Source organism: Bacillus sp. DU-106, from assembly GCF_004799705.1.
Taxonomy (GTDB): domain Bacteria; phylum Bacillota; class Bacilli; order Bacillales; family Bacillaceae_G; genus Bacillus_A; species Bacillus_A cereus.
In genome coordinates this window covers 1,781,857-1,808,079 of record NZ_CP026607.1, presented here as the reverse complement: position 1 = coordinate 1,808,079, position 26,223 = coordinate 1,781,857, and the positions used below count along the sequence as shown (strand labels likewise).

Here is a 26,223-nt window from a genome sequence, read left to right as displayed (position 1 = left end):
CTTCCTATCATTTTCGGACAATATAGAGCATATCTGTTTCAGTTAATCCAAACTTCCTAGCACTTTTCATTCCTTGTTTTTCCGCTATGTTATATAATTCTACCTTAAATCCTGCATTCATTAATCGTTGAATAAATCCCGATTGATTGTAAATTCTCACATGATCTTCTTGACCAAAAGCTAATTTCCTCAATTGTGGTGTTACAATTAATTCATTCTCTATAATAAAATCTACATTCATTACGATCGGTACTTGAATAATTCCCCATCCATTTGGCTTTAACACTCTATATAACTCTCGCATTGCTTTGTCATCATCAGGAACGTGTTCTAACACATGACTACATAATATTACATCAAAAGTATTACTATCATATGTAATCCTTGTAACATCAATTTCCTTCATTAATGGATCCTTTGGTTCTAAGTCACCACATACATACGTAATATTTTTATACTCGTTAAACCAATCTCTTAACTTCGCTTCAGGTGCAATATGAAGCATTGTATAGTTTCTATTTAACAAGTCCGTTTCCGTTTCAATGTACGCACGATACAATCTTTCACGATCCATCGAATTGCAAACTGGACATATCCCTGTATCTTTATTCCACATCTCAAATTTATATTTCGGAAAATCATAATGCGCTGGCCAAGGTGAAAATTTTTCAAATTGTTGATTGCAATATTGACAATAACAAGATTCTTTCTCAAACATATGAGCAACTAACTTGTTTAACCCTTTTTTTATCTTTTCATTATAAATTTGATCTAGTTCGCCATTTCTTACTGCATCCTTAACTATAAATCCCGCATTTTCTAAACAATAAGATAAACTCTCTTTATACTCACTTTCGGAGCTTAAAAATCCACTATTATATGCATCTATAATTAATTCAATCCACTCTTCAATTGTCATTAAAATAAAATGCATTTGTTTTTGATTTTGTCCACTATGTTGTCTAAAATAACTAAGAGGTTCTTGCATATAAACTACTTTTCCTTTCCTCATCATATCTAGCCAAGTTGCAATGTCATTAATAGCAGAATAAGCCTTTCCTTTAAAATATCCAAACTTCCCGTCAAACAAATCCCGATTAAACAAAACAGTTGTCGGCTCACCAACTACATTTTTTAAGTTTTTTAACATATAATTTCCTAATTCTTTTCCTTCAAAAAGTGTAGTTTCTTTCGCGATTTTCATATTTAATGTTGAAGGTGGTAATATCTCTCCATTCTCATCAATCAGTTCACGATATGACGTCACAAATGAAATATTTTCTAACGTCAAAAAGTATTTCATCATTCTCTCGATCTTTTCATGATGAAATAAATCATCATCTAATAAAAAGTTTATATAGTCCCCATTCGCAAGTTCTACACACTTATTAAAGTTTTCGGCAACTAACGGCGTTTCATTTTTAACATATGTAATACACTTATATTCACGTAAGTACGGTTGAATCATAGCATTGACTTCATTATTTGTACTATCGTCAGAAATAATAATTTCAATATTTTCATATGTTTGATTCAAAGCGCTGTTGAGTGCTAATTCCAAGTAATAAGGTCTATTGTATGCAGGAATAAGTATACTTACTTTCGGTAATGAAGAATTATTATTTATATGTTGTTTTTTCTTTTCTATGTTTATTTTCTTCGCTCTAATTTTTTGGTAATAGTCTAATGTATATAATATTGATGATGGAACTATCCTTCTTGCATAATCTAGAAAATTAGTTATCGCTTTGTCTAACTCTTTTTCGGTGGATAAGAAACCATATTGTTCTCCTGCTATAATACTGTGTGAAAAATCTTCTAACCCATCCATCATTTTATTAGATTCATTTAACTGTTGATCTGGATGTAATCGAAAGTAACTCAGTGTCTCTGCTATATATACTGCTTTTCCTTTACTTAATAAAGATAACCATGAAGCTATATCTACGTTACATAAATACCGCCTCTTATCAAAAATCCCATATGGTTCTTGTAAATCATTTTTACGAAATAAAACTGTTGTCGGTTCTCCAATATAATTTTTTTGATCCACAATTACCTTATTTCCTAATTCTGTTCCCTCTATAATGGTATCCTCTTCAAATAAACGGACAGTCGAATAAATATGTCGCAGTTCTTTCCCTTTATCATCAATGACTTGACGATGAGATGTTACAAGCTTAATTTCATTATCTAAATCATTGAAAAAATACTTCATCATTTTTTCAATTTTATTCACATGAAATACATCATCATCCATTAAAAAATTTATATACTCACCGTTCGCTTCATTAAATAACATTAACGCATTTTCAAATTGTCCGAGAGTTGACCTATTTTTTATATAAATAATATTTGAATGATCACATAAGTATTTTTGTAACAATTTTTCTGTTTCATCATTCGTGCTGTCATCTCCAACTATAATTTCTATATTAGGGTACGTTTGTTCTAACACACTACATAACGCCTTTTCAAAGTAACTAGGACGATTATACGTAGGAATTAATACACTTACCAACGGAAGTTGCTCTACCATTTCTTCAGTTCTTTCAATACGAGTTCTCATTTTAACTCTCTCACCTCTTCGCATATTATTTATATACGCGACACAAAAATCACATTACTTTAACTGTATGGAGCCTATATACTTTTATGCAAACATGAAACAAAATATCATACTTTTCGTTCCTGAATAAACATATTTAATAATGCGGACATTTTATTTGCACCTTTTTTATTCATATGATCACTATCATAAAAATCATCGTCACAAAATAATGGCGAATCAAATAGATCTATAATTTGAAAAGAATATTGAGTTTGAAAATCATTTATAACTTTATAAAAATCTTCTTTTAATTTCTTACTACTACAATTGAAATAATGTGAAGTAACAGGGAACACAACAATTAATGGCTTTATATCGTTTTTTAACAGTAATTCTAAATATTTCTTAAAAATCATTTTATTTTCATCTAAAGTATGAGGATACGCCAATTTAGCATGTGAAGCTGCTCTTATTTTCCCGTGTTCTTCAAAAGGAATATGAAGAGAAGTAGTATTCCATTCAGCATTTATCCAAGGCAGCGTCAATGATTCATCTTTTAGTTCGTCTAATAAAATATATTCAAAATGCAAATTAAAAATAGAAAGAAGTGGTTTCGGAGTATTTAGATGTGAGAATCCATCAGTGGGTAGAGGAGAATGAACTACAGTATGATGACCATCTTGAAACAATGGATAATATACTTTGTGAATTCTATATGATTCAGATGATAACGACATATCAAAGTAAAACGAGAAATAGGCTATTCCTATTAAACAATATTGAAATGAATGATTGTTTGATAAAAGTTGTGACGCTATTAAATAATCATAGTATAGATCTTGCGATGGAAGTGTTAATTTTATTGACTTTTTTGAGAGAAGCTCCGTACTTATGCCACAATGTGGATAAGACAAACCGGTAGCAAACAATTCATACGTCGGATCACTCTTTGCTTTTTTCATAGAAATGTATAAAGACATAAGATCCGGATTTATTTGATAGATAGAAATTAATTTATCCTTCCATTCATACATGTATTTTGTTAAATTAATAATTTTTGAACTTTGCACGCCCCTATTTATCAAGTCATTTGTAAGTTTTTCTGCGTCCCCTCTCCAAATGACTATATATTGAAAAGAACTTTCTATACGAACAACATCTGAAACGTCTACAACATGAACTATTGTTTTACATTTATTTTTGTCTAACGTATTTCGAATCCTCTCCCCTGATAACTCATCACTTAAAACAATGATTTTATATTGCTCCTTCATGTACATCCCCTCCACTATATGTATAATATGAAATTCATTTTTAATTCGTAACAATCATATACACCTGCAATCTAACAAAAAAATAGCTCCACCATTAGGCGTAGCTATTTTTACAATTATTGCTTATTCAAATCATATTCCTTTATCTAACTCATAAAGTTTACGATACTTTTCATTTTCTTTCAGAAGTTGTTTATGACTACCTTGCATGACAATTTGGCCACGATCAAGGAATATAACTTCGTCTACATGTTCTATTCCTACAAGATGGTGCGTAATCCAAATAACCGTCTTTTCTTCCGTTGCAGAAAACATTGTTTCGATTAAAGACAATTCTGTTTTTGGATCTAAACCGATAGTCGGTTCATCAAGTACAATAATTGGTGTTTCTTGCATAAGAGTTCTAGCAAAAGCAACCCTTTGTCTTTCCCCACCAGAAAACCGCTTTCCCATTTCATGCATTTTTGTTTGTAATCCGTCTGGAAGAGAAGTAACATGTGAAGCTAATTGTGCTTTCTCTAAAGCTTTCCATATCTCTTCATCCGTCGCCTCCGGTTTGCCAATTCGTACATTATTTCCAATTGTCGTATCAAACAAATGCGGCTTTTGATTTAATACAGAAATATATTTAGCTAAAAGATTCGTATGAGCTCGTTCACCATTCAATACAACTTGTCCATTTACTGGGCTTAACGCCCCTGTTAACAATTTTAGTAAAGTAGATTTCCCTGTCCCACTTCTCCCTAAAATAGCAATTTTCTTCCCTGCTTTTATTTGTAATGATACATCTTTTAATACAATCTCATTACTATCTGGATAACTATACGATACGTGATTCAGTTCAATATCTACATGTTTTGGTTCAATATAATCTTTCTCTCCATGCAAATCCGTTTCATCATGTAAAACACTATCACTTTCTACGCCATTAAGACGATGGGTAGATTCTACGTACGACGGTATTCGATCGATGGCATCTGCAATAGGAATAAGCGCGTTTGTTACAGATAAAGTCATTAATACGAAAGCTGCGATAACTGTAGGAGCAATTTGTTCACTTGCCGCTTCATTCCCAGTCCATATGATCATCGAAATAACTACAATACCTACTACTAATTGAATGATACTGTCCCGAATATGATACCAGCGTTTCACTCTCTTTTCGATTTTTAACAACTGATCATTTTGTTTTACATACTCATTAATAAATTCATCTTTACGACCACTTGCTTGCCAATCAGATAATCCAAAAACAGCATCTGTCAGTTGTTGATACAAACGGTTTCTTCCTTGCTTTAAAGTAACATGATGTTTCTTCATCAAAAGTAATGATACAAACGGAAGAAGAAAAACGATAATAGCTAACATACAACCTACAATAAGTGCAAAAACAAAATCAAATGCACCGATAACAAGTACGAAGATACTATAAACAACTAGCGCTAATATGCTAGGAAATATTGTACGTAAATATAGGTTTTGCAAATGCTCTATATCTTCGGATAACACTCCTAACATATCACCCGTTTGAAATCGAGAACGGAAAAATAACGCCTGTGGTTCTACTATTCTATATAGCCTCGTTCTCATTTTTTCTAATATACGTAGTACGACATCATGTCCGACTAGGCGCTCTATATAATGAAATACAGCTTGCCCTATACTAAACGCTCTTGTTGCAACAATAGGAACATATACAGCCATTACATTTTCTGGTCTAAGGGCAGATTTTGAGATCAAATAACCTGAAATAAAAAGTAACATCGCTCCTGAACTAACTCCAAGAAGACCAAGGAAAATAGTTAAAGTCATTCTACCTTTATTTTGTTTTATATAAGGTTCAACCCAGTTACTCATTACTCTCCCCTCTCTTCCCTATGAAAATGTAATGTCTCATTCTCTAAAAGTTCTTCATACGTCCCACTTTCTTTCATTTCCCCTTTATTTAGAATAAGAATATGGTCCATTTGTTTCATCCAATGTAGACGGTGAGTTGCTAAAAATACTAACTTTCCATTAAATAGACGTAACATCGCTTGCTTTATTTCAAATTCGGTTTCAATATCAAGATGTGCCGTAGGCTCATCTAATAAAATGATTGGTTTTTTACTTAAAAGCGCACGCGCCATAGCAACACGCTGTTCTTGTCCGCCACTTAGCATACGTCCACCTTCTCCAATTCTTTCGTGTATCCCATTTGGAAGTGATGTAACGAGTGAACGAAGGCCGACTTCATTAATAACTCTTTCAACTTCTTCATCTGTTGCATTTGTTTCATAAAAACGAATATTATCCTTTAATGAAAGCGGAAAAATATAAGGTTGCTGCGGAATATAAGCAATATTTTTTTGCCAATCTTCACGAGTAGATCCATCAACTTCTACACCATTTACTAACATCTTTCCACTCGAAGGAGATAAAAAACCTGCTAATACGTCGATTAACGTCGATTTCCCTGCACCACTTTCACCAATAACACCAATAGCACCGTTACCTTCCCAAGTAAAATTAATTCCTTCTAATATAGCCTTTTCAGATTCAGTATTATTAACTTTGATATCTTGTAATTTCAAGCTACTAGAGGCATTCCATACTATATCTTCATTTAAATCTTTCTTTTGTATTCCTTTTTGTTGTTGCAAAATCTCTTCTATTTGCTCCATCGCAATTTGTCCATCTAATGTCGCATGATAATTTGCTCCCACTTGTTTAATCGGCAGAAAATATTCCGGAGCTAAAATCAAAATTGTAAGGGCTGGTAATAGTATAATCGTTCCATCTATTAAACGTATCCCTAATCCAACTGCCACAAACGCAATTGATAAACTCGTAAAGAAATCTAATGCAAAAGAAGAAAGAAAAGCAACTCGCAAAGTACGCATCGTTGCTTTTCTATATCTTTTACTTACTTTTTCAATCTTTCCTTCGTGCTGTTCACTTTTCCCTAAATACTTTAATGTTTCTAAACCTTTTAACGTATCTACAAAATGATTCGAAAGTACACGATATATCTCATACTGACTATCTGCCATTTTTTGCGCTGCTAATCCGAGAAGAATCATAAATATGATCACGATAGGAATCGTTACAACTAAAATGATTCCAGACTCAATATCTAGCGTAAAAACATATAGTACAATTAGACCTGGAACGATACTACTTCTAATCATTTTAGGAATCGTTAATTCAATATATGTTTTAAATTTCTCAATCCCCTCAATTGATAAGGTAACCAGATGACCAGTTCCAACAGTTTGAACATACCTTGGACCTAATGTGAAATATGCCTCTATCAATTGTTTTCTTAGTAACGACCCTGTTTTTTCAGCAAAACGTTCCACTAATATTTGTGATGTTCGAACTACTATGTTACGCGCTGCAAACGCGATACCAAAATAAACAACTTCACTTAATATTGTTTGTACTGTCTCTCCATGAAATAAAAACGTAATAGCTCGTGCTAAAAAGATTGTTTGCGCAATAATACTAAAAGCTTCTAAAATACTAATAATCGTTAACGCTACATATAAAATACGGCTACCGGGATAAGACGGAAGTCCTCTTTTTCTTTTCATTAGTACTCCAAATCGTTGTCTGACTTAACAGGTTGTCTAAATACATAATAACTCCATATTTGACTTCCGATAACGAAAGGCAAAATAGCAATCGCAAAGTAAGTCATAAGTTTTAATGCATAAGCTCCTGATGCTGCGTTGTAAATTGTCAAATCATTCATTGCTCCTAAAGAGCTAATCATAACACGTGGGAACATACCGATAAATACACTCGCACTTAGTAAAATGATCGTTAAACTCGTCATAAAGAAAGCCCAACCATCTCTTCTTCTTTTATTTAATAAAGTGGACACTAATAGTGCTACAAAAGCTCCGATTGGTACCATAATCCATTCTGTTCCATGAGCAGTGAAAATGTCGGTTTTCCATAACCCCACACCAGCAAAAACAAGAAGTGTAAGTAATGAAAATGGTGCAATTTTTATTGCAGCAATTCGTGCACGTTCTCTCAATTTACCAGTTGTACGTATCGTAAGAAATTGTAATCCGTGAACAATACATAGTAGGAGAAACATTACTCCTCCAAGTAACGCAAATGGATGAAGTAATTGCAAGAATCCACCTACAACATTTTTACTCTCATCAATAGGTACACCTACCATAAAGTTTGCAATCGCAACTCCCCAAAGGATAGGAGGTAACATACTTCCAATAAACATCCCCCAATCCCATGCACTCTTCCATTTATGATTATCTATTTTCGCACGAAATTTAAAGGAAACACCTCTTAAAATTAAAGCAAGAAGCATAAATACAAATGGAATATAAAAACCACTAAATAAAGTTGCATACCAGTGCGGAAATGCCGCAAACATGGCTCCACCAGCACAAACAAGCCATACTTCATTCGCGTGCCAGAACGGTCCTATTGTATTTAAGTAAACTCGTTTTTCAAAATCATTCTTTCCTAAAAACCTCGAAACCATTCCTACACCAAAATCGAAACCTTCCAGTACGAAGAATCCAACAAACAAGATTGCAATAACTAAAAACCACAACTCATTAAGAGATAACATACTCTTCCTCCTTATCAAATGGATCATGGCTTTGATAATCCTTTTTCGTTTTCTTATTCGTGTGGCCCTTAATGGTACGAACGAATAAGTACACACAAATTCCACCCATAATTAAATACATTGATGTGAATGAAATAAGTGAGAATAATACTTCACCGAATGTTACATTTGGTGATACAGCATCTTCTGTTTTCATTACACCAAATACTACCCAAGGTTGACGACCCATTTCAGTCATAATCCACCCTACTGTATTACCGATGAATGGAAGAGAAATTGCATACACCATTAATTTTAAATACCACGTTTTTTCAGCTAAACGATCTTTTCTTGATAAGAACCATCCGTAAGCTCCTAGAAGAAGCATGAATGTTCCACTCATTACCATCGCTCTAAAACTCCAAAACATTGTATGCACTGGAGGAATATAATCTCCAGGTCCATATTTTTCCTCATATTGTTTTTGAATTTGATTCATCCCTTCAACTTGACCGCTAAACTTATCATACGATAATAGACTTAGCATATAAGGGATTTGAATTTCAAACGAATTTTCTTTCTTCTCTGTATCAATTTTCGAAAATACTGTAAATGGTGCTGGATCCTCACTTGTATTCCATAGCGCTTCAGCTGCCGCCATCTTCATTGGATGTGTCTTAATTAATTGTTGCGCTTGTGCATGACCAAAGAATAATACAAGCGCCGTTGTAATTGTTCCAACAATGATAGAAATTCGGAAAGATTTTTTAAATACTACAGTTTCTTGTCCTTTTGTAATTTTCCATGCACTTACACCAGCAATAAAGAATGCACCTGTTGCAATTGCCGCTGTAATTGTATGCGGGAATTGTACCCATAGTTGTGGGTTTTGAATAATGGCTAAGAAATCATTCATTTGCGCACGACCATCAGCTGCCATTTCATACCCGACAGGTGACTGCATAAATGCACTTGCAGTTAAAATCCAGAATGCTGATAACATCGTTCCAATTGAAAGGAGCCAAATACACATTAAGTGAATTCGCTTCGGTAATTTGTCCTCACCGAATACCCATAAACCTAGGAATGTAGACTCAATGAAAAATGCCAGTAATCCTTCAATTGCAAGCGAGGGACCAAATACATCACCTACAAAACGTGAATACGTTGACCAGTTCATACCAAACTGAAATTCTTGTAAAATACCTGTTACTACACCTACTGCAAAGTTAATAAGGAATAATTGCGTCCAAAACTTTGCCATCTTCTTATATACCTCTTGCCCTTTTACCACATACAACGTTTGCATGATCGCAATAATAAAAGCTAAACCAATTGACAGCGGAACAAAAAAGTAATGGAAAATCGTTGTTGATGCGAACTGTATTCGTGCCAATTCGAGCGTTTCCATACTAAAATCACTTCCTTCATAGTTTTTATAATAAAAGTTAATTGAGCAATCTTATCAAACTCAATTATTAAGAAATACGAAAAGACAAAAACATTTTGTATGTATTGTCGAAAAATATGAAGTTTCAGTTTTTCAAACTATTGTAATGCTATTTTTTACCTTTTCACTATTTCTGTAGTGTTTTATTCGTTAATCGAATTGTATAATATACCTGCATAGTAAATTCAGGTTATTTTTGACGTATTATTGACATCATTTTGTCTGAAATATGTCTTTTGTCATTTTTTTGAATCAGATTTTTCTCATTAGCAAAATGTGTTTTTTCAATATACTTCTTACTTTTATATCTATAAAACAATCGTTTTTTCTTCATACACTTGACTTTTACTCAGAAAAATGTCCTCGAAAGCACCCACGATAAATGCTTATTTTTTGTCAAGAGAAAAATGTATTTTCAAAATTCAAACTCGAAATAATGTTATTCAAAAATAGAAAACAACTTCCCTCTTCCTCGACTAAAAGTTCATTTTTTTGTCATTTTTCCAGAACAAATAAAAAAACTGAGAGTCGATTAAACTCTCAGTTTTTTTATTTATTTTGCTGTATGTTTTCTAACGGCTGGTAAAATTTCAGTAGCAATTAATTCAATATTTTTCTCAATTTTATCAAATGGTACACCGCCAAAATCAATTTGTGCCATAAAGCGTTGTTGGCCAAACAATTCATATTGGTAAAGCATTTTCTCAATGATTTGTTGTGGGCTACCAACCATTAAAGCATCACGGTAATCTATTGCATTTGTAAATTGCTGTTTCGGATACCCATCACCGCGCAGTGTAAGCATACCAGCATTAATGTGAGGGTAATATTCACTAAGTGCATCTTGTGAATTTTTTGCCGTATAAAATAAACTCGTTGTCGCAACTGGTAAACTAGCTGGATCAAATCCGCTTTGCTGAGCAGCCTCGCGGTAAGCATCTACTGACACTTTAAAGTTAATTGCTGGACCACCAAGTGTTGTTATCATCATTGGCACACCTGCACGTCCTGCTTTAATTGCACTAGCTGGTGGACCTCCAACTGCACGCCAAATTGGTAAGTTATTATTTTTCGCTCTTGGAATCACCGATGCATGTGCGAGCGGTGCTCTGAACTGTCCATTCCATGTTACATGTTCCTCGTTATTAATTTTTAATAAAAGATCCATCTTCTCTTCAAATAATTCTTCATAATCATTCACGTCATAACCAAGTAAACTATATCCTCCAATACGAGATCCACGACCAGCCACAATTTCTGCACGTCCATTAGAAATCAAGTCAATGGTAGCGAAATCCTCATATACTCGAACTGGATCAGATGTACTTAATATCGTTGCGGAACTTGCAATTTTTATATTTTTCGTAGCTTGTGCAATAGCTCCTAAAATAACTGTATGAGCTTGTGTTGTAAAATGTGTTTGATGACTTTCACCGACAGCAAACACATCAAGTCCTGCCTCATCTGCTAACTTAGCTGTTTCAATTAGTTCATGAATTCTTTTTTCTGGCGTAATTTTCTCCCCATTATGTGGATTTAAAACATGATCACCAATTGAATATAATCCAAACTCAATTCCTTTTCTTGTATCTATACGGTATTTTTCCATAGTTACTCTCCCCTTTAATAAAGTAGTATTAGTTTTTTTCTAAAAACGTTGGTAAGTCAAGTTTATCTCCGTATTACCTACACCATCACTTGATTAGTCAATTGATGGTGTAAAAAAAATTACTCTTGCGGTAATTCTTTTTTTTCACTATGCTTATGAACTTTCGTCATCAGCTCATATAATATTTTCTGCTCTTCTTCATTTAATACATCATCAAAAAACGAAGATTGAAATGCAAGTTGTTCTGGCAATGCTCTCTCTAAAGCTGCTTCTCCTTGCTCTGTAAGACTAATTGTTTTCGTTTTCCAATCTTGTTTTCGTACAATATATCCTTCTTTTTCAAGACGAGTTAACATTCGAGAAATGCCACCTTGTGTAACAGTTACCTTTTCAGCTAACTCCATTTGTGTTAGTGGTTGATACGTACGTATTTGCAAAAGCACATCAAATTGAGCTGTCGTTAAATCAAAACGTTTTAAAAACTCATTTGACATTTGATTACTTTGGTTCGTAAATCGTATTAAACGTAACCATATTAATGATCCTATCGTATTATCACGCATGTTTTGTCACTTCCTAGCGTTCATCTTACTATCACTTTACTACGCAAGTGATAAAAAAGCAAGAAAAAATGTAATAAATATATCGATAGAGTATTGCATAAATAATGATAAGTAAGAATTCATATAAACATGAATTCTTACTTATCATTATTCTTAACTTTTCCTTTCATTCATTACTATATTTAAAGCTGCCATAGCTTTTGGCCAGCCAACGTAAAAAGCCATATGTGTTATTAATGCAACCAATTCATTCTCCTTAATCCCATTTTGTTTAGCTAGCTTCAGATGAAATTGTAATTGTTCTGTATTACCGAGACTGATTAGTGCTGACACAGTACACAAACTTCTTTCCCTTAATGTTAAAGTGGCATCCCGCCACACTTCCTCAAATAATATCTTTTCACTATAATGAGCAAATGCAGGTGCCATTTCTCTCATTTTCTTTTTAATATGTACTTCAATAAGTTCATTTTTCATTTTTTTCTCCCTTTATTTTCATCATTTGTGCTATTCCTTGACCAAATGACCAGTTTTCAGCAGCTGTCTCATTTAGTGTAATAAAAATATTCGAAGTTTTAACGTCGGAATATTCCGTAATTTTTAAAGATATCGATTGATACAAATCTTTTTTCTGTTGCACCGTTCTTCCCGGTCCACATGTAATAGAAACATATATCATATTCTCTGTTCTCTTTTCTCCTCTTTCCAACAAATAATATGGATTATATAAAAATTTATTTTGTTGGTAAGGTAAGAACATTTGAAAATAATCATTTTCAGGGATGTTAAAATGTTCAATTAACGAAAGATGGATACATTCACCCATTTTTTCCAACTCTTCTTCATTTAATATGTTTTCAGGATAATAAATCTTCACAAAAGGCATAGACTTTCATTCCTTTTCTTATTTTTAATATACAACAAAATTTCATCGTGAAATGTGTAAAATCTCATATACTGTAGCACCTTTATTTACTATAATATCAGGCTTCTCTTCATAAAACTCAAACCTACTATATCCCCATTTATCCGGATTATAAACGATTACATTCCCTAAACACTTTTCATTGTTTTGTACATTTTCATTCATCATGTTTAATTGAGTCCCAATCAGCGTTTTACTTTGAGCAATACTTCCTGCATATTCAACAACATATCTACTTTTCTTAAATCCATCACTTAGATTAACAACTAATGGAACACCTATATGTATTTGTTGCCAACCAAACGATTGTAAAATATTATCGTAATACCCTTCAAAGATAAATTTATTCATCCCTTCATGCCCATTCCAAATATATAAAGGTGCATAGGAGTTATAAAAATTCCCGTCTTTCTCCGTTTCCGTAATTAAATAAGCTTTAAAATTTAGTGCTTGGAAACCATCAGTTTTATAACCATTATCCTTTACCCTTTTCTTAATAATTTCCATGTCATAATCCTTTGGCAAAATGACCTTATATTGCATTCCAATCATGTTTATCACTCGCTTTCAATCTTATATACATTATGATAAATCGATAAGTAGCTAACGTAAAATAGGTATAAATTATGTTTGGTATCATTTATAATGATAGTGCATAAGGGGCTGAGATATATGGAAATAAATGATCTTATTATATTCAAAACTGTAGCCAGTGAGGGTTCTATTAGTAAAGCTGCTAAAGAGTTAGGTTATGTTCAACCGAACGTAACTGAAAGAATCAAAAAATTAGAACAAGAATTAGAAACACCCTTACTACATAGAGATAACAAAGGCGTTTCCTTATTACCTTCTGGTGACATTTTATTAGATTACACGAATCAAATATTAACTCTATTAGAAGAAGCGAAAGATAAAATTAAAACAAGTGGGTCTTCTTATATAATCGCGACGTCACAATCGATTTTGACTAATTATTTAAGTAAGCGTATTAAAGAAAATTTCATGAATTATCAAATATATGTAGAAAATAGTAGTCATTTGCCAAAATTACTGCAGCAACAAAAAGTTGATATGGTCATCACTTATGAGGATGATTCTGGTGCAGGTTTTAAAAAAGTATTTACTACTTCAATTTCTATAGGCTTACTAAAAGATCAAGAAAAATGTATCATTGACTATTCAAAGGAACTCTTCTTCGTTAGCAATGACAAAAAGTGCCCTTTTAGAAATAAGACGATACAATTTCTAAAAGAAAATAATTTATCTCAGCGTCAACTTCAACAATTAGATTCTTATTCGCTTATGGAAGAGTTTATTCAGGACGGAAAAGGGATAGCCTTTTTGCCGATTAAAAATGATAAATTGGTACCAATTGAAGATGTTCCAGTTGAAAAATTAGCTGTTCATTTTTTTACAAATCAAAACTCTTTCAAACAAATCCCTGATGAACTATTCGGTTAATAAAAAATCCCTCCTTTATGAATCTAAAAGAGGGATTTTCATATTCTATACAATTGATTTTTCACACATTTTGCTCCACTTCTGCACTTTTCTCCTTCTTATTCCGTTTCATATTCTTCAGTCCCTTAACCGTGCCAACTAATCCTTTCGGGAAAACTAGCAATACGATAATGTACAATAAACCAAGAATAATCGTCCATCGTTCAAAGATCGGATACTCTGTAGCTAGTTCTGATAAATAATATTTTAGAGATTCAATAATTCCAGCTCCTGCAATTGCTCCAATTAACGTTCCAACCCCACCAATCATCGTCATCAATAATGCATTTAATGTCATTTCAATTGAAAATACAGTCGTATTAACAAAACGCAATGTGATAACAAATAAACCACCGCTAATCGCAGCTACTACTCCTGCAACAATGCTAGCAATAATTTTATAATGAAGCACTTTATATCCTAGTGCTTCAACACGTTGCTCATTTTGGGAAATTGCCTTTAATACTTTTCCAATAGAAGATTTGGTGAAAAGACGTAACAGAACAAAAATGATAAGTAAACATATAAGTGTTACATAATAAAACGTAAAACGATCACGGAATACGTCTGGTACACCAAATGTAAAACCATCTCCTCCGTGAGTAAGCCCACGCCATTTTTCAGCAAGTACAAAAAATAACTGTGAAATAGCAAGTGTTAACATTGCATAAAAATGACTTTTCAATCGTAAAGAAAGCAAACCAATTATATAACTAACGATTGCTGAAACGATAATTGCAGCTACTATTCCAATTAAAAAGTTCGTTATTGATACGCCTTGTCGATCAAATAAAAGTGCTACCCCATATGCTCCTATCCCAAAGAACATACAATGACCGAACGATACAATTCCTGTATACCCAAGCAATACATCAAAACTCATTGCAAAAATAGCAAAGATGAAGATTTGAGTGAACAAAATTAACAGGCTCCGTGAATCATTTACGAACGGAAATACACTTAAACAAATGAGCATACATACTCCGAAGTATACTTTAATTCGGTCCGATGTGTTGTTCACCATTTCACCCCTTTTCACCAACAAGTCCAGTTGGCTTCACTATTAAGAAAAATAGTAACATTAACATATTAATTGCAAGTGATAAATCTGGTATAAAATACGCTGTAAAAGCACCAGCTAATCCGACAATTAAAGAAGCAATAGCTGAACCTTGAACGCTTCCTAATCCACCGATAATTACTACTATAAAAGCTAAAATTGCATACTGCATGCCCATCTCGGCGAAAATAACGCCCGAATACGGTGCTAATAAGAATCCTCCCAAAGCTGCCATCCCTGCCCCTAATAAAAAGACGAAAGAAAATATCGCTTTTACATTAATACCAAGCGCTTGAACCATTTCTTTATCCATTACACCTGCACGGATCATAAGACCTATCTTCGTCTTTTTGAGTAATAGTAGTAGTGCAATGTAAATAATTATCCCAATCAAAATAACAAATAGACGATATTTAATTAATATAATACCTCCGAATGTAAAACTTCCTTGTAACCATAACGGTAATTTTGCACTAATAGGGTTTGGCCCCCAAAATATTTTAATACACTCACTAAGAACGAGCATTCCTCCAAGCGTAACGAGCAGCTGTCGAACATGATTTCCATATACCGGCCTAATAAGAAACCTTTCTAAAATAAATCCTAGGAACATTCCCATGGCTACTGCTCCAACTAAAGCTAATATATAACTTCCTGTCACATTAAATAACCAAACACCTGTAAATGCTCCCCATGCAAATAAACCACCGTGTGCAAAGTTTAAAACGCTCATTAAACCGAAAATAAGTGAAAGACCTGATGCTAACAAAAAAATGAGCATCCCTGTTGAAATCCCATTTACAAATAAATTGATTAACACATCCATCCTTTTCACCTCGGATTCATGTTAAGAGATTCCTAAATATTTATGACACATTTCCTTATCCTTTTTTAATTCATTCATAAAACCGTTATGAACAATTCGTCCGTTATCCATAATGTAAAAATAATCGCCAATTTGACTGGCCATCATAAAATTTTGCTCAACAAGTAAAACTGTTGTTTTCTCTTTCATCTTCAAAATAGCTACCATTAATTTCTCCACCATTATCGGGGATAGCCCTTTGCTCGGTTCATCAATAAGTAATAATCCATCACTATTAATAAACGCTCTTGAAATAGCCAACATTTGCTTTTGCCCTCCGCTCAAGAGCCCACTTTTCTTATTCCAAAACTGCTTTAAATCCGGAAATAGTTCCAGCATCCACTCTATTTTCCCTTCTACTTCCTCACCTTTTCCCCTAGCAAGAGCGAAAGTTTCTTCTACTGTCAAATCATGAAAAATACCTTGATTTTCTGGTACATACCCTATTCCTTTCCTTGAAATTAAATGTGTAGGTAATCCACTCACTTTTGCACTATCATAATAAATTTCACCATCTGCAATGCGGTGAAACCCCATCACTGAACGTAATGTCGTTGTTTTCCCTGCCCCATTTCTACCAAACAGTACAGTAATCGTCCCTTTCTCAACAGCAAGAGATACTCCTTGCAAAATATGAAACTGATCTAAATACGTTTCTATATTATTCACTTGTAATAGTGCCACTATATAATCCCCCTAAATAAGCACTTTGTACACGCTCATCTTTCATAATTTCTTCTGGCAATCCTTCAGCCAATAACTCTCCATGAAATAAAACGATAAGATGATCTGACAAACCTAGTATCATATCCATTTTGTGTTCGATAAGTACAATTGTGCTCTCTGGATGTTTCTTAATATTTTCAATCACTTGTAATATAGCAGGGACTTCCTCAACCGAAATACCTGCCGTCGGCTCATCAAGTAATAACACATCCGTTTTTAAAGCTAATAACATCGCAAGTTCTAGCTTCCTTTTCTCTCCATGTGCCAAATCTTTCGCTAATACGTTCTCTTTTTCATGAAGTAATACTGTTTTTAAGAAACGTCTCGCCTCTCCAACTTGTTGCTTTAATTTTGCTGAACTCGGGAAAAAACTATAGTAATCTTGTACGAATGATTGAACACTTAAACGGACATTTTCAAGTACCGTTAATTCTGGGAATATGTTTGTAAGCTGAAAAGAGCGACCGATTCCTAAGCGTGTTCGATCTGAAATCGATAGTTTTGTAATATCTTGCCCTTTAAAATACACTTCACCTGTTGTGGGTGAAATCTGTCCACTTAGTAAATTAAATAACGTTGTCTTCCCCGCACCATTTGGCCCAATAATAGAAATGAGCTTTCCTTTTTGGACAGTTAAATTTACATCTTTAATAACTTGATGTTCACCAAAAGATACACTAAGATTTTTCGTCTCTAGCAAATGTGTCACGAAATCCCTCCCTTTAAAGCCGTGAGTATGAAAGAAATTTGTATAAAGAGGGTCCCCCCTCTTTATACAAAAACAACAGAAAATTCAGTCTATTTATTTTGAACTGGTGGTTCTGTTTCTTTCATCGTTAATTCTCGCTCTAACACTGGCACCGGATAATCAACACCGTCTTGCTTTTTCAATGTGATAGAATACAGTGTCTGCATCGCTTGGTGGTCCTTCTCTCTAAACTTCATCTTTCCTTTCGGTGTATCAAATTCCATTCCTTCCATTTTCTTAATCAAGGTATCTACATCTGTATCACCTTTTGTTTTCTTTAAGGCTTCTACAATAGAAATTGCTGCTGACATTCCTCCTGCTGTAAACAAATCTGGCACTGCACCATTAAAACGTTTTTTATGCTCTTCAACTAGCCAATCATTCACTTTATTTTTTGGAAGTGTGTGATAATATACAGAAAAACCTTGCATACCTACTAATGCATCCATTGTTTTTAATGCTGGTATATCTGGCGCACCTGTAGAAATTTTAATACCTTGCGCTTCCACATTCATATCTTTCAACTGTTTCCAAGGTGAATTTGCCCCTGCCCAAACGATAAATAAATAATCTGGTTTTGAACTAATGATATTTTGAATATTCGCTGTAAAATCTGTTGAATTTGTATCCGCGTATTGCTCATTCACAATGTTCGCACCTAATTTTTTCGCACCCGCTTTAAATGCAGCAATCCCTTCACGACCAAAAGCGTTATCTGGGGCAAATGTTGCAATCTTTACATCTTTTTTCGCAATTGCTGCTGCTCCTGCAATCGCATCTTGTGAGGAACTTCTTCCAGTTCTAAAAATATATTTATTCCAGTTCTTCCCGGTAATACTATCCGCAACTGCCGGTTCTACAACCATAATCTTTTCATATTCTTCAGCCAGTGGTAAAACCGCTAACGTATCACTTGAACTAGACGATCCAACTAAAAAATCAACTTTCTCTTCTTCTAATAACTTCGTAGCTTTTTTAACTGCTACATCCGCTTTCGTTTCTGTATCTTCTACAACAAACTTAATCTTTTTCCCATCTACTTTCCCAGTTCCACCAGTTGCATAATTTAACCCTAATTCAAATCCGTTCACTGTTTGTTTTCCATACGATTCTAGCGGTCCTGTTAAAGAAGCAAGGACTCCTACCTTAATCGTTTTTTCATCCTCTGTACTTGTTTTCTTTCCTGAACAAGCTGCCGTTATTAATAACGAACCTAAAACACAACCAGTAAACATTGTTTTTAGCCACTTACGTTTTTTCATCGACATTGTGATCCTCCCCATACTTTACTTTCTGATAGAATCAAACACGCCAAAATCCCCTGTCCGTAATCATGACTAACTAATTCGATAGATAATGGAAAACTCTTGTAGTACCCTCTACATTCGGCACAAATATATAATCACCTTCCTATGTAATGGAAACGGACATACAATCAATATATATTCTGCAATCCAATTGAAAATACTGTTTCATTTCAGTAATGACCATACAAAAAGACTAACTTATTTTTAAGTTAGTCTTTTCCCCTTAATTAGAGTTAAGTTCTACTTTCTCTAACCCTTCAGCCAATTGTTTCTTATCTAGTCCTTCTCCTATTACTACTAAGTTTGTCGGGAAACCGAAGTCTTGTTCTAATAAAGTTGGTACTCCGAACGAATATTGGAATAGGTGAGGGTATTTATCTCCATGGAATTTCACAAAACCTTTCACTCGATAAATACTATCTGGTAAATTCGAAAGCCATTCATATAATGTGTCTTGATCAATCGGTTTCGTAAATTGATATGTCATTGTTTGTATATGTAAATGCTGTTTGACATGTAGTGTCTCGTGTTCCTCATCATTTGGAAATTCTGCTTCTTCTATATCTTTTAAAGATATATTACAATACTTTGTCTCATACATTTTCGCATGATCATTTATTGCCTTTACTTCTTCAAATACTGTATTCTTATCTTCATCTGTTAGTAAATCTGCTTTATTAACAAGAATGTGACTACCAAATTTCAGTTGCTCATGCAATAGCTGTTGTACATTTGCACTTAATATACTTCGATTTAACCACCTTACTGCATCTAAAACGACTACAATTGATTTCACTTCCAGAAAAGGAGCTAAAATTGGCGAGACACACGCGTCTAACACTTCAATTGGATGCGCAACACCTGTCGTTTCTATATAAATTACATCTGGTCTTTCTTGTTGGTATAACGAATGTAATTGTACTTCAAGCTCTTCTTTTAACGTACAACAAATACATCCTTTAAGAAGTTCTCTTAAAACATTCTCTTTTCCAATAATATCTGTATCTACTGAGTATTCACCAATTTCATTCATTAATACTGCAACTTTTCTATTCTTCTTTTTCTCTGCTAACAATAAATTTTGTAATAATGTTGATTTTCCACTACCTAAAAAACCACCTAATATATGAATCTCCACTTTATTCATTCAACCGACCATCCATTTCTTTACTTCAAATGTATTCAAAGCGTAATAATTACGATTTATATTTATCATTTTATTAAAAGAATGACCATTTGTAAATATAAGAGATTCACTGTTCATTTACTTCATATGCAACTCTAACTCCAGACTCAATTGCCCCTTGCATCCATCCATGTGTTAATGTCGTATGCTCTCCTGCAAAATGTACTTTTCCAGATGGTGGTGTAATATACGGAAATAACTCGAGCTCTTGGCCTGGTTCGAAAGCTGTAAATGCACCGCAAGAATACGGATTTTTACTCCAGCTAAAAGATGTTCCAGTGACAAACTCACTATAGACGATGTCACCGTATATTTCCGCTAAATTTTTTAATGCGTAACGAATACGATCTCTTTGCGGGAGACTATCCCATGTTAACGCCTCATCTGCCCACGTATAACTTGCTATAACGATAGCTGGTCCTGGAGTATGAATGCCATAACTCGGATAGTATGTAAACCGTATCGGTAAATCAGTAATAGATTTACCGCCACACTGTCCCGCTTTCTCCCAAAATCTACTTTTAAACTCTATTGCAATTTTAGTTGCAGCAATATAATTTAATTCACGAATTGCTCTTTTTTTAAAATAAGAGAATAAATAGTATGGCTGAACTTCTACAAATCTTAACGCTGAAAATGGAATTGTAATAATAGCAAAATCACTTGTTATTGTAAATTGCTCTAACGTTTGTTCATGATTTCCTTGTAACATTACTTTATTATCTTCTTGTATAATTTTATCAACCTTATACGGCATTAAAATATGTTCCCTTAATTGTGGTAAGAATGCATTCGATAACTTATCCATTCCACCAGTTATTTCATAATATTTCGTTGTTGAAGTAAAGAAAATCATTTCACGTAATACTTCAATTAAGGACATTCCCATATAAGCTTCCATATCAAGAAGTACCCCAATCATATCTATCGCACCATCTGAATAATACTCCATTAAAAATGAACCAAGCGAATACGTTTTATACTTTTTTTCAACGATAAGCCAGTTTTTATCAGGATCCTTCTTAATGTAATTTAGTATTGGTTCTAATACTTCAATCATTAGCTCTTCTGCCGTTTTTCCTCTTTCTTTATCCAAAACCGGATATTCAAGTACACTTGGATCATTTTCAAACACATTCAATCTCGTTTGAATGTTATTCGTATAAATGATATCTGCAAAAGTTTTATTTATAAAAAGGTTTAAAGGTAGTTTAAATTTATGAATATACGCTAAGGTTAACTTATGGGTGTCAGGGATTCTCATCGGTCCCGCATTAAAATATAAACCCACACTAAATGGTTCCCGAATCGTATACACTCTGCCACCTATTCTGTTATTTGCTTCTATAATCGTTACTTCGTGCCCAGCCTCTTTTAATAAAGAACCTGCAACTAATCCAGAAATCCCTGCACCTGCAATCGTAATCCGTTTTGGGTTATTCTTTTTAACAAGCCCTGCATGAATAATATGAAGCATTTCTTCCATTGCTAATGGATTCCCCATGCCATTTCCCCTTTTACAAAGGATTTTACTGAATTATATTCGGTTCACTGAATTCCTATGTTTTGTTCGCGGGTTTGCACGGATACATTTTCAAATACTTGAATATCTTTTATAAAATGTAATAAACTAGATATGACTCTATAGAAGTAAGACGTATTATCTTACATAATAAAATCAATGAAATTGCGAGGAATTTTGAAATGAAAAAAGGTATTAACCGTGTTGTATTAGTAGGAACAGGAGCAGTTGGATGTAGTTATGCTTACTGCATGATTAACCAGGCTGTAGCTGAAGAATTTGTTTTAGTCGATGTAAATGAGGCAAAAGCTGAAGGGGAAGCAATGGACTTAAGTCATGCTGTTCCATTCGCACCAGCTCCAACTAGAGTATGGAAAGGCAGCTACGAAGATTGCAAAGATGCTGACCTTGTAGTTATTACAGCTGGATTACCACAAAAACCAGGCGAAACACGTTTAGATTTAGTTGAGAAAAACGCTAAAATCTTCAAACAAATCGTTCGCAGTATTATGGATAGCGGATTTGATGGCATCTTCTTAATCGCAACAAACCCTGTAGATATTTTAACTTACGTAACTTGGAAAGAATCTGGTTTACCGAAAGAACGTGTAATCGGTTCTGGTACAACGCTTGATTCTGCTCGTTTCCGCTATATGTTAGGTGAGTACTTCGATATTGGTCCACACAACATTCACGCTTATATTATCGGAGAACACGGCGATACTGAACTTCCAGTTTGGAGCCATGTTTCCGTTGGTATCCAAAAACTACAAACACTGCTTGAAAAAGACAACACGTATAATCAAGAAGATTTAGACAAAATTTTCATAAACGTCCGTGATGCAGCTTACCATATTATTGAGCGTAAAGGCGCAACTTATTATGGTATCGGTATGTCACTTCTACGTGTTACAAAAGCAATTTTAAACGACGAAAATAGTGTATTAACTGTATCAGCTTACTTAGAAGGTCAATACGGTCAAAAAGATGTTTATATCGGGGTACCTGCTGTTTTAAATCGCGGCGGTGTTCGTGAAATTTTAGAGGTTGAATTAAGTGAAGATGAAGAATTAAAATTCGACCACTCTGTTCAAGTATTGAAAGAAACAATGGCTCCAGTTCTTTAATTAAGATAAAAAGCAATCCAATTTATTTTGGATTGCTTTTTATTTTCATTATCTCCTATGACTTTTTAGTGATTTTCTATCATTTCTTATTTTTTAGTCGCATTCTCATTATTTATATCAAGTACATCTAATAAAAAGATAAAGATTGGTATCCCGATAATAAGCCCCCATATTCCAAGGAAATGCTCTGAGAAGATGAGAATCATAAATGTGTAGAATATTGGTAAATTTGTTTTTGCAGACATAAACTTCGGATTTAAAAAATAACTTTCAAGAGCATGGATTACTGTTATGAATACGAGTATGTATACTACGTATATAACTCCGCCTACGTTGTAAGCAATGATACAAAGTGGAAACAAAGAAATAATTACACCTGCAACAGGAATCAACCCTAGTAAGAAAATCATAACAGCTAATACAAGTAGCTGTGGAAATCCTAAAACGATTAATGCAATGACAGTAAGAATACAATTTACAACGGCAATTAAAAACTGAGCCTCAATTACTTTGCCGAACGATCTTGCAAATCTTTCACCAAAATATGCAATTTCTTCATAAAAGATTTTTAACTTACTATCTTTAAACTTTGATGTAAATGTAATAATACGCTCTTTTTCTAATAAGAAAAATAAGCTTAAAATTAGAGATAATAATATTTGTAAACTTACCTTCCCTATATTTGCTATTGATTGATATATGACGTCTACACCTTGTTCTATATATTTTGATACTTCCATCCCATTAATTGTCGAAAGTGCATATTTAACGATTTCATTATCAGGTGGATTTTGAAAAAACAGTTTAAATTGATAAATTAATTGTGAAATTTGTATCGTCAGCACAGGTAAATATTTATATAATGTTGTGCCTATAAAGGAAACTAGTATTATATATAAACATGCAATAACAATTTTCCGGTTTACTTTCAATTTTCTTGAAATAAAACGTTGAAATCGATCCATTAAAAACGTCAGTATAAACGTAATTAATATTAAATTAATCATACTTTTTAATGCGTATAATACAAGCGCTACTATTATTAAAACGAGAAACCGTTGAAACCCTCCACTTCGAAAAAAACTCTTTACTTCATTCATTAAGAATTAACCTCCCCCTTCAATGGATGGAAATTGAATATATTACATTTTATGAACTCCTATAGACAATCTTTCTTACTAATTGAGAAGAATCCTTTTTTTCTTTTCATATTGTTAGATTCGTTTAACTGGAATCCACCAACATAATTTCGGTGGCAGTTATTTTTCATATAATCTTTTATAAACTAGGTGATTTTCTATTTTTGGACTGCTGTTCATACGCATATCCAATATTGAAAAGCTCTTTTTCACCAAACTGTTTCCCTACAAACACTACACCGATTGGTTCTCCATTTTTATCATATCCAGCAGGAACCGCTAATTCCGGATAACCAGCTACAGCTGATAGAAGGACTTCATCGTTATTAATCATAACTAGAGCATCCAAACCTTTTTCTACTAAATACCTATCTAGCTCTTTTCTTGCATTTTCTTGACTCGTTTGCACTACGTTTTCAAACTCTTCTTTCGTTATAGCAGATTTTTCAGACCCTTCAATTAATGTTTGTCCGTATTTTATTCGTCTTTTACTATCCTTTTTATTAAACGCTATAATCTCTTCTAACGATTTTACCGGTACATTCTTTTGCTGTGAAAGATAGTCGTTTACATTATGCTTGAACTCATATTCTAATGTTTGCAAATTATCTACACCCTCAGCACTTAACTGGATATTATCAGTTAATATCGCACCTGCATCTTGAAGGTCTTTTCTAATTTTTTCTACTACTACTTTTCTATTTTCATCTTGTTGGTCTACAGAAAAAAGAAGCCCTATCTTTTTCCCTTTTAATCCATCTATTGATAAATCCTTTGTATAATCAATTCTTTCTTTATCTTTCATTTTTTCTGTCATAACATCTTTTTCGTCATAACCTATCATTGCATTAAATAACGTTGCTACATCTTTTACTGTTCTTGCCATAGGTCCTGCTGTATCAAGAGTTTCAGCTAATGGAATAATTCCTGTTCTACTTACCATACCTAAAGATGGACGTAACCCAACTACTGATTGCTGCGCCGCTGGTGCAACAATCGATCCCGTCGTTTCTGTTCCAATTGCAAGCGGCGCAAAATCTGCTGCAACTACTGTAGCAGATCCTGAACTTGATCCTGAAGTATCGAATGTAATCGGACCGTACGGGTTTAAATTTTGTCCTTTCTTCCCGCTATACCCGCTTGGCATTGTAAAAGATAAATAGTTCGCCCACTCAGACATATTCGCTTTTCCTAAAACAAATGCTCCTTCTTCTTTCAACTGCTTCACAATTGTTGCGTCTTGATCTGCAATCCAATCTTTTAATACATAAGTTCCTGCACTAGTCGGCATCACTTTTTCCGTCTGTACATTATCTTTTACAACGACAGGAATACCATATAAATTCGAATTTTTGTTTCTACCCCGCTCTTGATCTAACTTTCTTGCTTCTTCCATCGCATTAGGATTTATCTCTGTAACAGAATTTAATGTTATTCCATTTTGATCATGTTCTTGTATTCTAAAGAGATAAATACTCGTTAATTCTTCATATGACAACTTTCCATCATCAATCATTTTTTGAAGCTCATCTACAGTCGCATTTACGACTTCTCTTTCTTTTATCTTTACATTTTCTATATTGATTCCTTTAAGCTGATTATGTATCGGTTGTAGCACTCTTTCTTTATCATATACAATACGCTCAGGTTCCTTTGGAAAATAATTTTTATACACGTAATATCCGCCGGCACACGCTAATAAGACAATGCCTCCAGTGATAGACAGCGTTACCTTTACCCATTTCTTCATGTTGCTTCCTCCACTCTATAAGATGCTTAGCTATACAAAAAAGAGAGTTACCTTTTACTTAACTCTCTCCAATCAAAATGCTAAATGAAAAAATGAAAGATTTCAATCTAATTACTTCTTTTTTTGCATTTGCTTTGCTAACATTTCTTTCACTTGATTATACGTTAACCCTGAATTTTTATTTAAACGCTTTACTTCCTCAACATCAGTACCTACCACTGTATATTTTTTCTCATCATTCATTTTTCTAATTCCCTTCTCACCGTATTATTTCTTATATTTCTTCCCTAAATGCGCATAAATTAACACCACTACAAAAAAGGAAGCTGTTTTTAAGCACAGCTTCCTTCT

General features: G+C 33.6%; 23 protein-coding genes. 2 read left to right on the top strand and 21 right to left on the bottom strand.

The genetic code is table 11. From position 1 onward, the window contains the following. Positions 1 to 7: 7 nt before the first annotated feature. The 11 genes from C3Y97_RS09340 to C3Y97_RS09290 form a co-directional block, all read right to left on the bottom strand. On the bottom strand, positions 8 to 2,569 hold the full coding sequence (locus C3Y97_RS09340) for a glycosyltransferase (RefSeq protein WP_001260415.1): 2,562 nt from the start codon (positions 2,567 to 2,569) through the stop codon (positions 8 to 10). Between the two features lie 107 nt (positions 2,570 to 2,676). Continuing rightward, complete coding sequence (locus C3Y97_RS09335) at positions 2,677 to 3,825, bottom strand: hypothetical protein (protein WP_000664262.1); 1,149 nt, start codon at positions 3,823 to 3,825, stop codon at positions 2,677 to 2,679. Positions 3,826 to 3,957: 132 nt separating this feature from the next. Beyond that, positions 3,958 to 5,682, bottom strand: coding sequence for a thiol reductant ABC exporter subunit CydC (gene cydC / locus C3Y97_RS09330; RefSeq protein WP_136363300.1), 1,725 nt, complete (start codon positions 5,680 to 5,682; stop codon positions 3,958 to 3,960). Further along, positions 5,682 to 7,400, bottom strand: a complete 1,719-nt coding sequence (cydD, locus tag C3Y97_RS09325) for a thiol reductant ABC exporter subunit CydD (RefSeq protein ID WP_136363298.1) — start codon at positions 7,398 to 7,400, stop codon at positions 5,682 to 5,684. The genes cydC and cydD overlap by 1 nt, the downstream gene beginning before the upstream one ends. After that, complete coding sequence (gene cydB / locus C3Y97_RS09320) at positions 7,400 to 8,416, bottom strand: cytochrome d ubiquinol oxidase subunit II (protein ID WP_000950085.1); 1,017 nt, start codon at positions 8,414 to 8,416, stop codon at positions 7,400 to 7,402. Before cydB ends, cydD begins: the two co-directional genes overlap by 1 nt. Continuing rightward, on the bottom strand, positions 8,403 to 9,806 hold the full coding sequence (gene cydA / locus C3Y97_RS09315) for a cytochrome ubiquinol oxidase subunit I (RefSeq protein ID WP_000448870.1): 1,404 nt from the start codon (positions 9,804 to 9,806) through the stop codon (positions 8,403 to 8,405). Before cydA ends, cydB begins: the two co-directional genes overlap by 14 nt. Positions 9,807 to 10,398: 592 nt before the next feature. Then, complete coding sequence (locus C3Y97_RS09310; protein ID WP_136363296.1) at positions 10,399 to 11,454, bottom strand: LLM class flavin-dependent oxidoreductase; 1,056 nt, start codon at positions 11,452 to 11,454, stop codon at positions 10,399 to 10,401. 119 nt (positions 11,455 to 11,573) lie between these two features. Further along, positions 11,574 to 12,017 carry a MarR family winged helix-turn-helix transcriptional regulator gene (locus C3Y97_RS09305; RefSeq protein WP_001205523.1) on the bottom strand — a complete coding sequence of 148 codons (444 nt, stop codon included), beginning with the start codon at positions 12,015 to 12,017 and terminating at the stop codon, positions 11,574 to 11,576. A 153-nt stretch (positions 12,018 to 12,170) separates the two neighbouring features. Continuing rightward, the gene (locus tag C3Y97_RS09300) at positions 12,171 to 12,494 is read right to left on the bottom strand and encodes a carboxymuconolactone decarboxylase family protein (protein WP_000787195.1); all 324 of its coding nucleotides are present in this window, start codon (positions 12,492 to 12,494) and stop codon (positions 12,171 to 12,173) included. Then, positions 12,484 to 12,903 carry a tautomerase family protein gene (locus C3Y97_RS09295; RefSeq protein ID WP_001117232.1) on the bottom strand — a complete coding sequence of 140 codons (420 nt, stop codon included), beginning with the start codon at positions 12,901 to 12,903 and terminating at the stop codon, positions 12,484 to 12,486. The genes C3Y97_RS09300 and C3Y97_RS09295 overlap by 11 nt, the downstream gene beginning before the upstream one ends. Before the next feature lie 42 nt (positions 12,904 to 12,945). Continuing rightward, entirely contained in the window at positions 12,946 to 13,494 is a 549-nt protein-coding gene (locus C3Y97_RS09290; protein ID WP_000579897.1) for a DUF4865 family protein, read from the bottom strand. 120 nt (positions 13,495 to 13,614) lie between these two features. On the opposite strand from C3Y97_RS09290, the gene C3Y97_RS09285 reads away from it, so the two are divergent. Then, positions 13,615 to 14,403 carry a LysR family transcriptional regulator gene (locus C3Y97_RS09285; RefSeq protein ID WP_000405005.1) on the top strand — a complete coding sequence of 263 codons (789 nt, stop codon included), beginning with the start codon at positions 13,615 to 13,617 and terminating at the stop codon, positions 14,401 to 14,403. Positions 14,404 to 14,464: 61 nt separating this feature from the next. Here C3Y97_RS09285 and C3Y97_RS09280 read toward each other — a convergent pair whose 3' ends face one another. The 7 genes from C3Y97_RS09280 to C3Y97_RS09245 form a co-directional block, all read right to left on the bottom strand. After that, positions 14,465 to 15,418 (bottom strand): branched-chain amino acid ABC transporter permease, encoded by a 954-nt coding sequence (locus C3Y97_RS09280; RefSeq protein ID WP_002040965.1) that lies wholly within the window; start codon positions 15,416 to 15,418, stop codon positions 14,465 to 14,467. 49 nt (positions 15,419 to 15,467) lie between these two features. Continuing rightward, complete coding sequence (locus tag C3Y97_RS09275) at positions 15,468 to 16,328, bottom strand: branched-chain amino acid ABC transporter permease (protein ID WP_000382805.1); 861 nt, start codon at positions 16,326 to 16,328, stop codon at positions 15,468 to 15,470. A 21-nt stretch (positions 16,329 to 16,349) separates the two neighbouring features. After that, positions 16,350 to 17,051 carry an ABC transporter ATP-binding protein gene (locus C3Y97_RS09270; protein ID WP_001196696.1) on the bottom strand — a complete coding sequence of 234 codons (702 nt, stop codon included), beginning with the start codon at positions 17,049 to 17,051 and terminating at the stop codon, positions 16,350 to 16,352. Further along, positions 17,029 to 17,802, bottom strand: a complete 774-nt coding sequence (locus tag C3Y97_RS09265) for an ABC transporter ATP-binding protein (RefSeq protein WP_000149338.1) — start codon at positions 17,800 to 17,802, stop codon at positions 17,029 to 17,031. Before C3Y97_RS09265 ends, C3Y97_RS09270 begins: the two co-directional genes overlap by 23 nt. Before the next feature lie 89 nt (positions 17,803 to 17,891). Then, complete coding sequence (locus tag C3Y97_RS09260; protein ID WP_000062009.1) at positions 17,892 to 19,109, bottom strand: substrate-binding domain-containing protein; 1,218 nt, start codon at positions 19,107 to 19,109, stop codon at positions 17,892 to 17,894. A gap of 262 nt (positions 19,110 to 19,371) precedes the next feature. Beyond that, a complete protein-coding gene (locus C3Y97_RS09255) occupies positions 19,372 to 20,295 on the bottom strand; it encodes a CobW family GTP-binding protein (RefSeq protein ID WP_136363295.1) in 924 nt (307 codons plus the stop codon). Positions 20,296 to 20,401: 106 nt separating this feature from the next. After that, positions 20,402 to 21,838, bottom strand: coding sequence for a flavin monoamine oxidase family protein (locus C3Y97_RS09245; RefSeq protein WP_000528002.1), 1,437 nt, complete (start codon positions 21,836 to 21,838; stop codon positions 20,402 to 20,404). A gap of 200 nt (positions 21,839 to 22,038) precedes the next feature. Between C3Y97_RS09245 and C3Y97_RS09240 the strand changes: the two genes are divergently transcribed. Continuing rightward, positions 22,039 to 22,983: an L-lactate dehydrogenase gene (locus C3Y97_RS09240; protein WP_000715321.1), complete on the top strand. Its 945-nt coding sequence runs from the start codon at positions 22,039 to 22,041 to the stop codon at positions 22,981 to 22,983. A gap of 86 nt (positions 22,984 to 23,069) precedes the next feature. Here the strand turns inward: C3Y97_RS09240 and C3Y97_RS09235 are convergent, their stop codons facing one another. The 3 genes from C3Y97_RS09235 to C3Y97_RS28260 all read right to left on the bottom strand — a co-directional run bounded on the left by C3Y97_RS09235 (position 23,070) and on the right by C3Y97_RS28260 (position 26,115). Beyond that, positions 23,070 to 24,083, bottom strand: a complete 1,014-nt coding sequence (locus tag C3Y97_RS09235; RefSeq protein WP_136363293.1) for an AI-2E family transporter — start codon at positions 24,081 to 24,083, stop codon at positions 23,070 to 23,072. A 178-nt stretch (positions 24,084 to 24,261) separates the two neighbouring features. After that, positions 24,262 to 25,872, bottom strand: a complete 1,611-nt coding sequence (locus C3Y97_RS09230) for an amidase family protein (RefSeq protein ID WP_000759479.1) — start codon at positions 25,870 to 25,872, stop codon at positions 24,262 to 24,264. A gap of 111 nt (positions 25,873 to 25,983) precedes the next feature. Next, positions 25,984 to 26,115: a hypothetical protein gene (locus C3Y97_RS28260; RefSeq protein WP_000997344.1), complete on the bottom strand. Its 132-nt coding sequence runs from the start codon at positions 26,113 to 26,115 to the stop codon at positions 25,984 to 25,986. Positions 26,116 to 26,223: the final 108 nt, after the last annotated feature.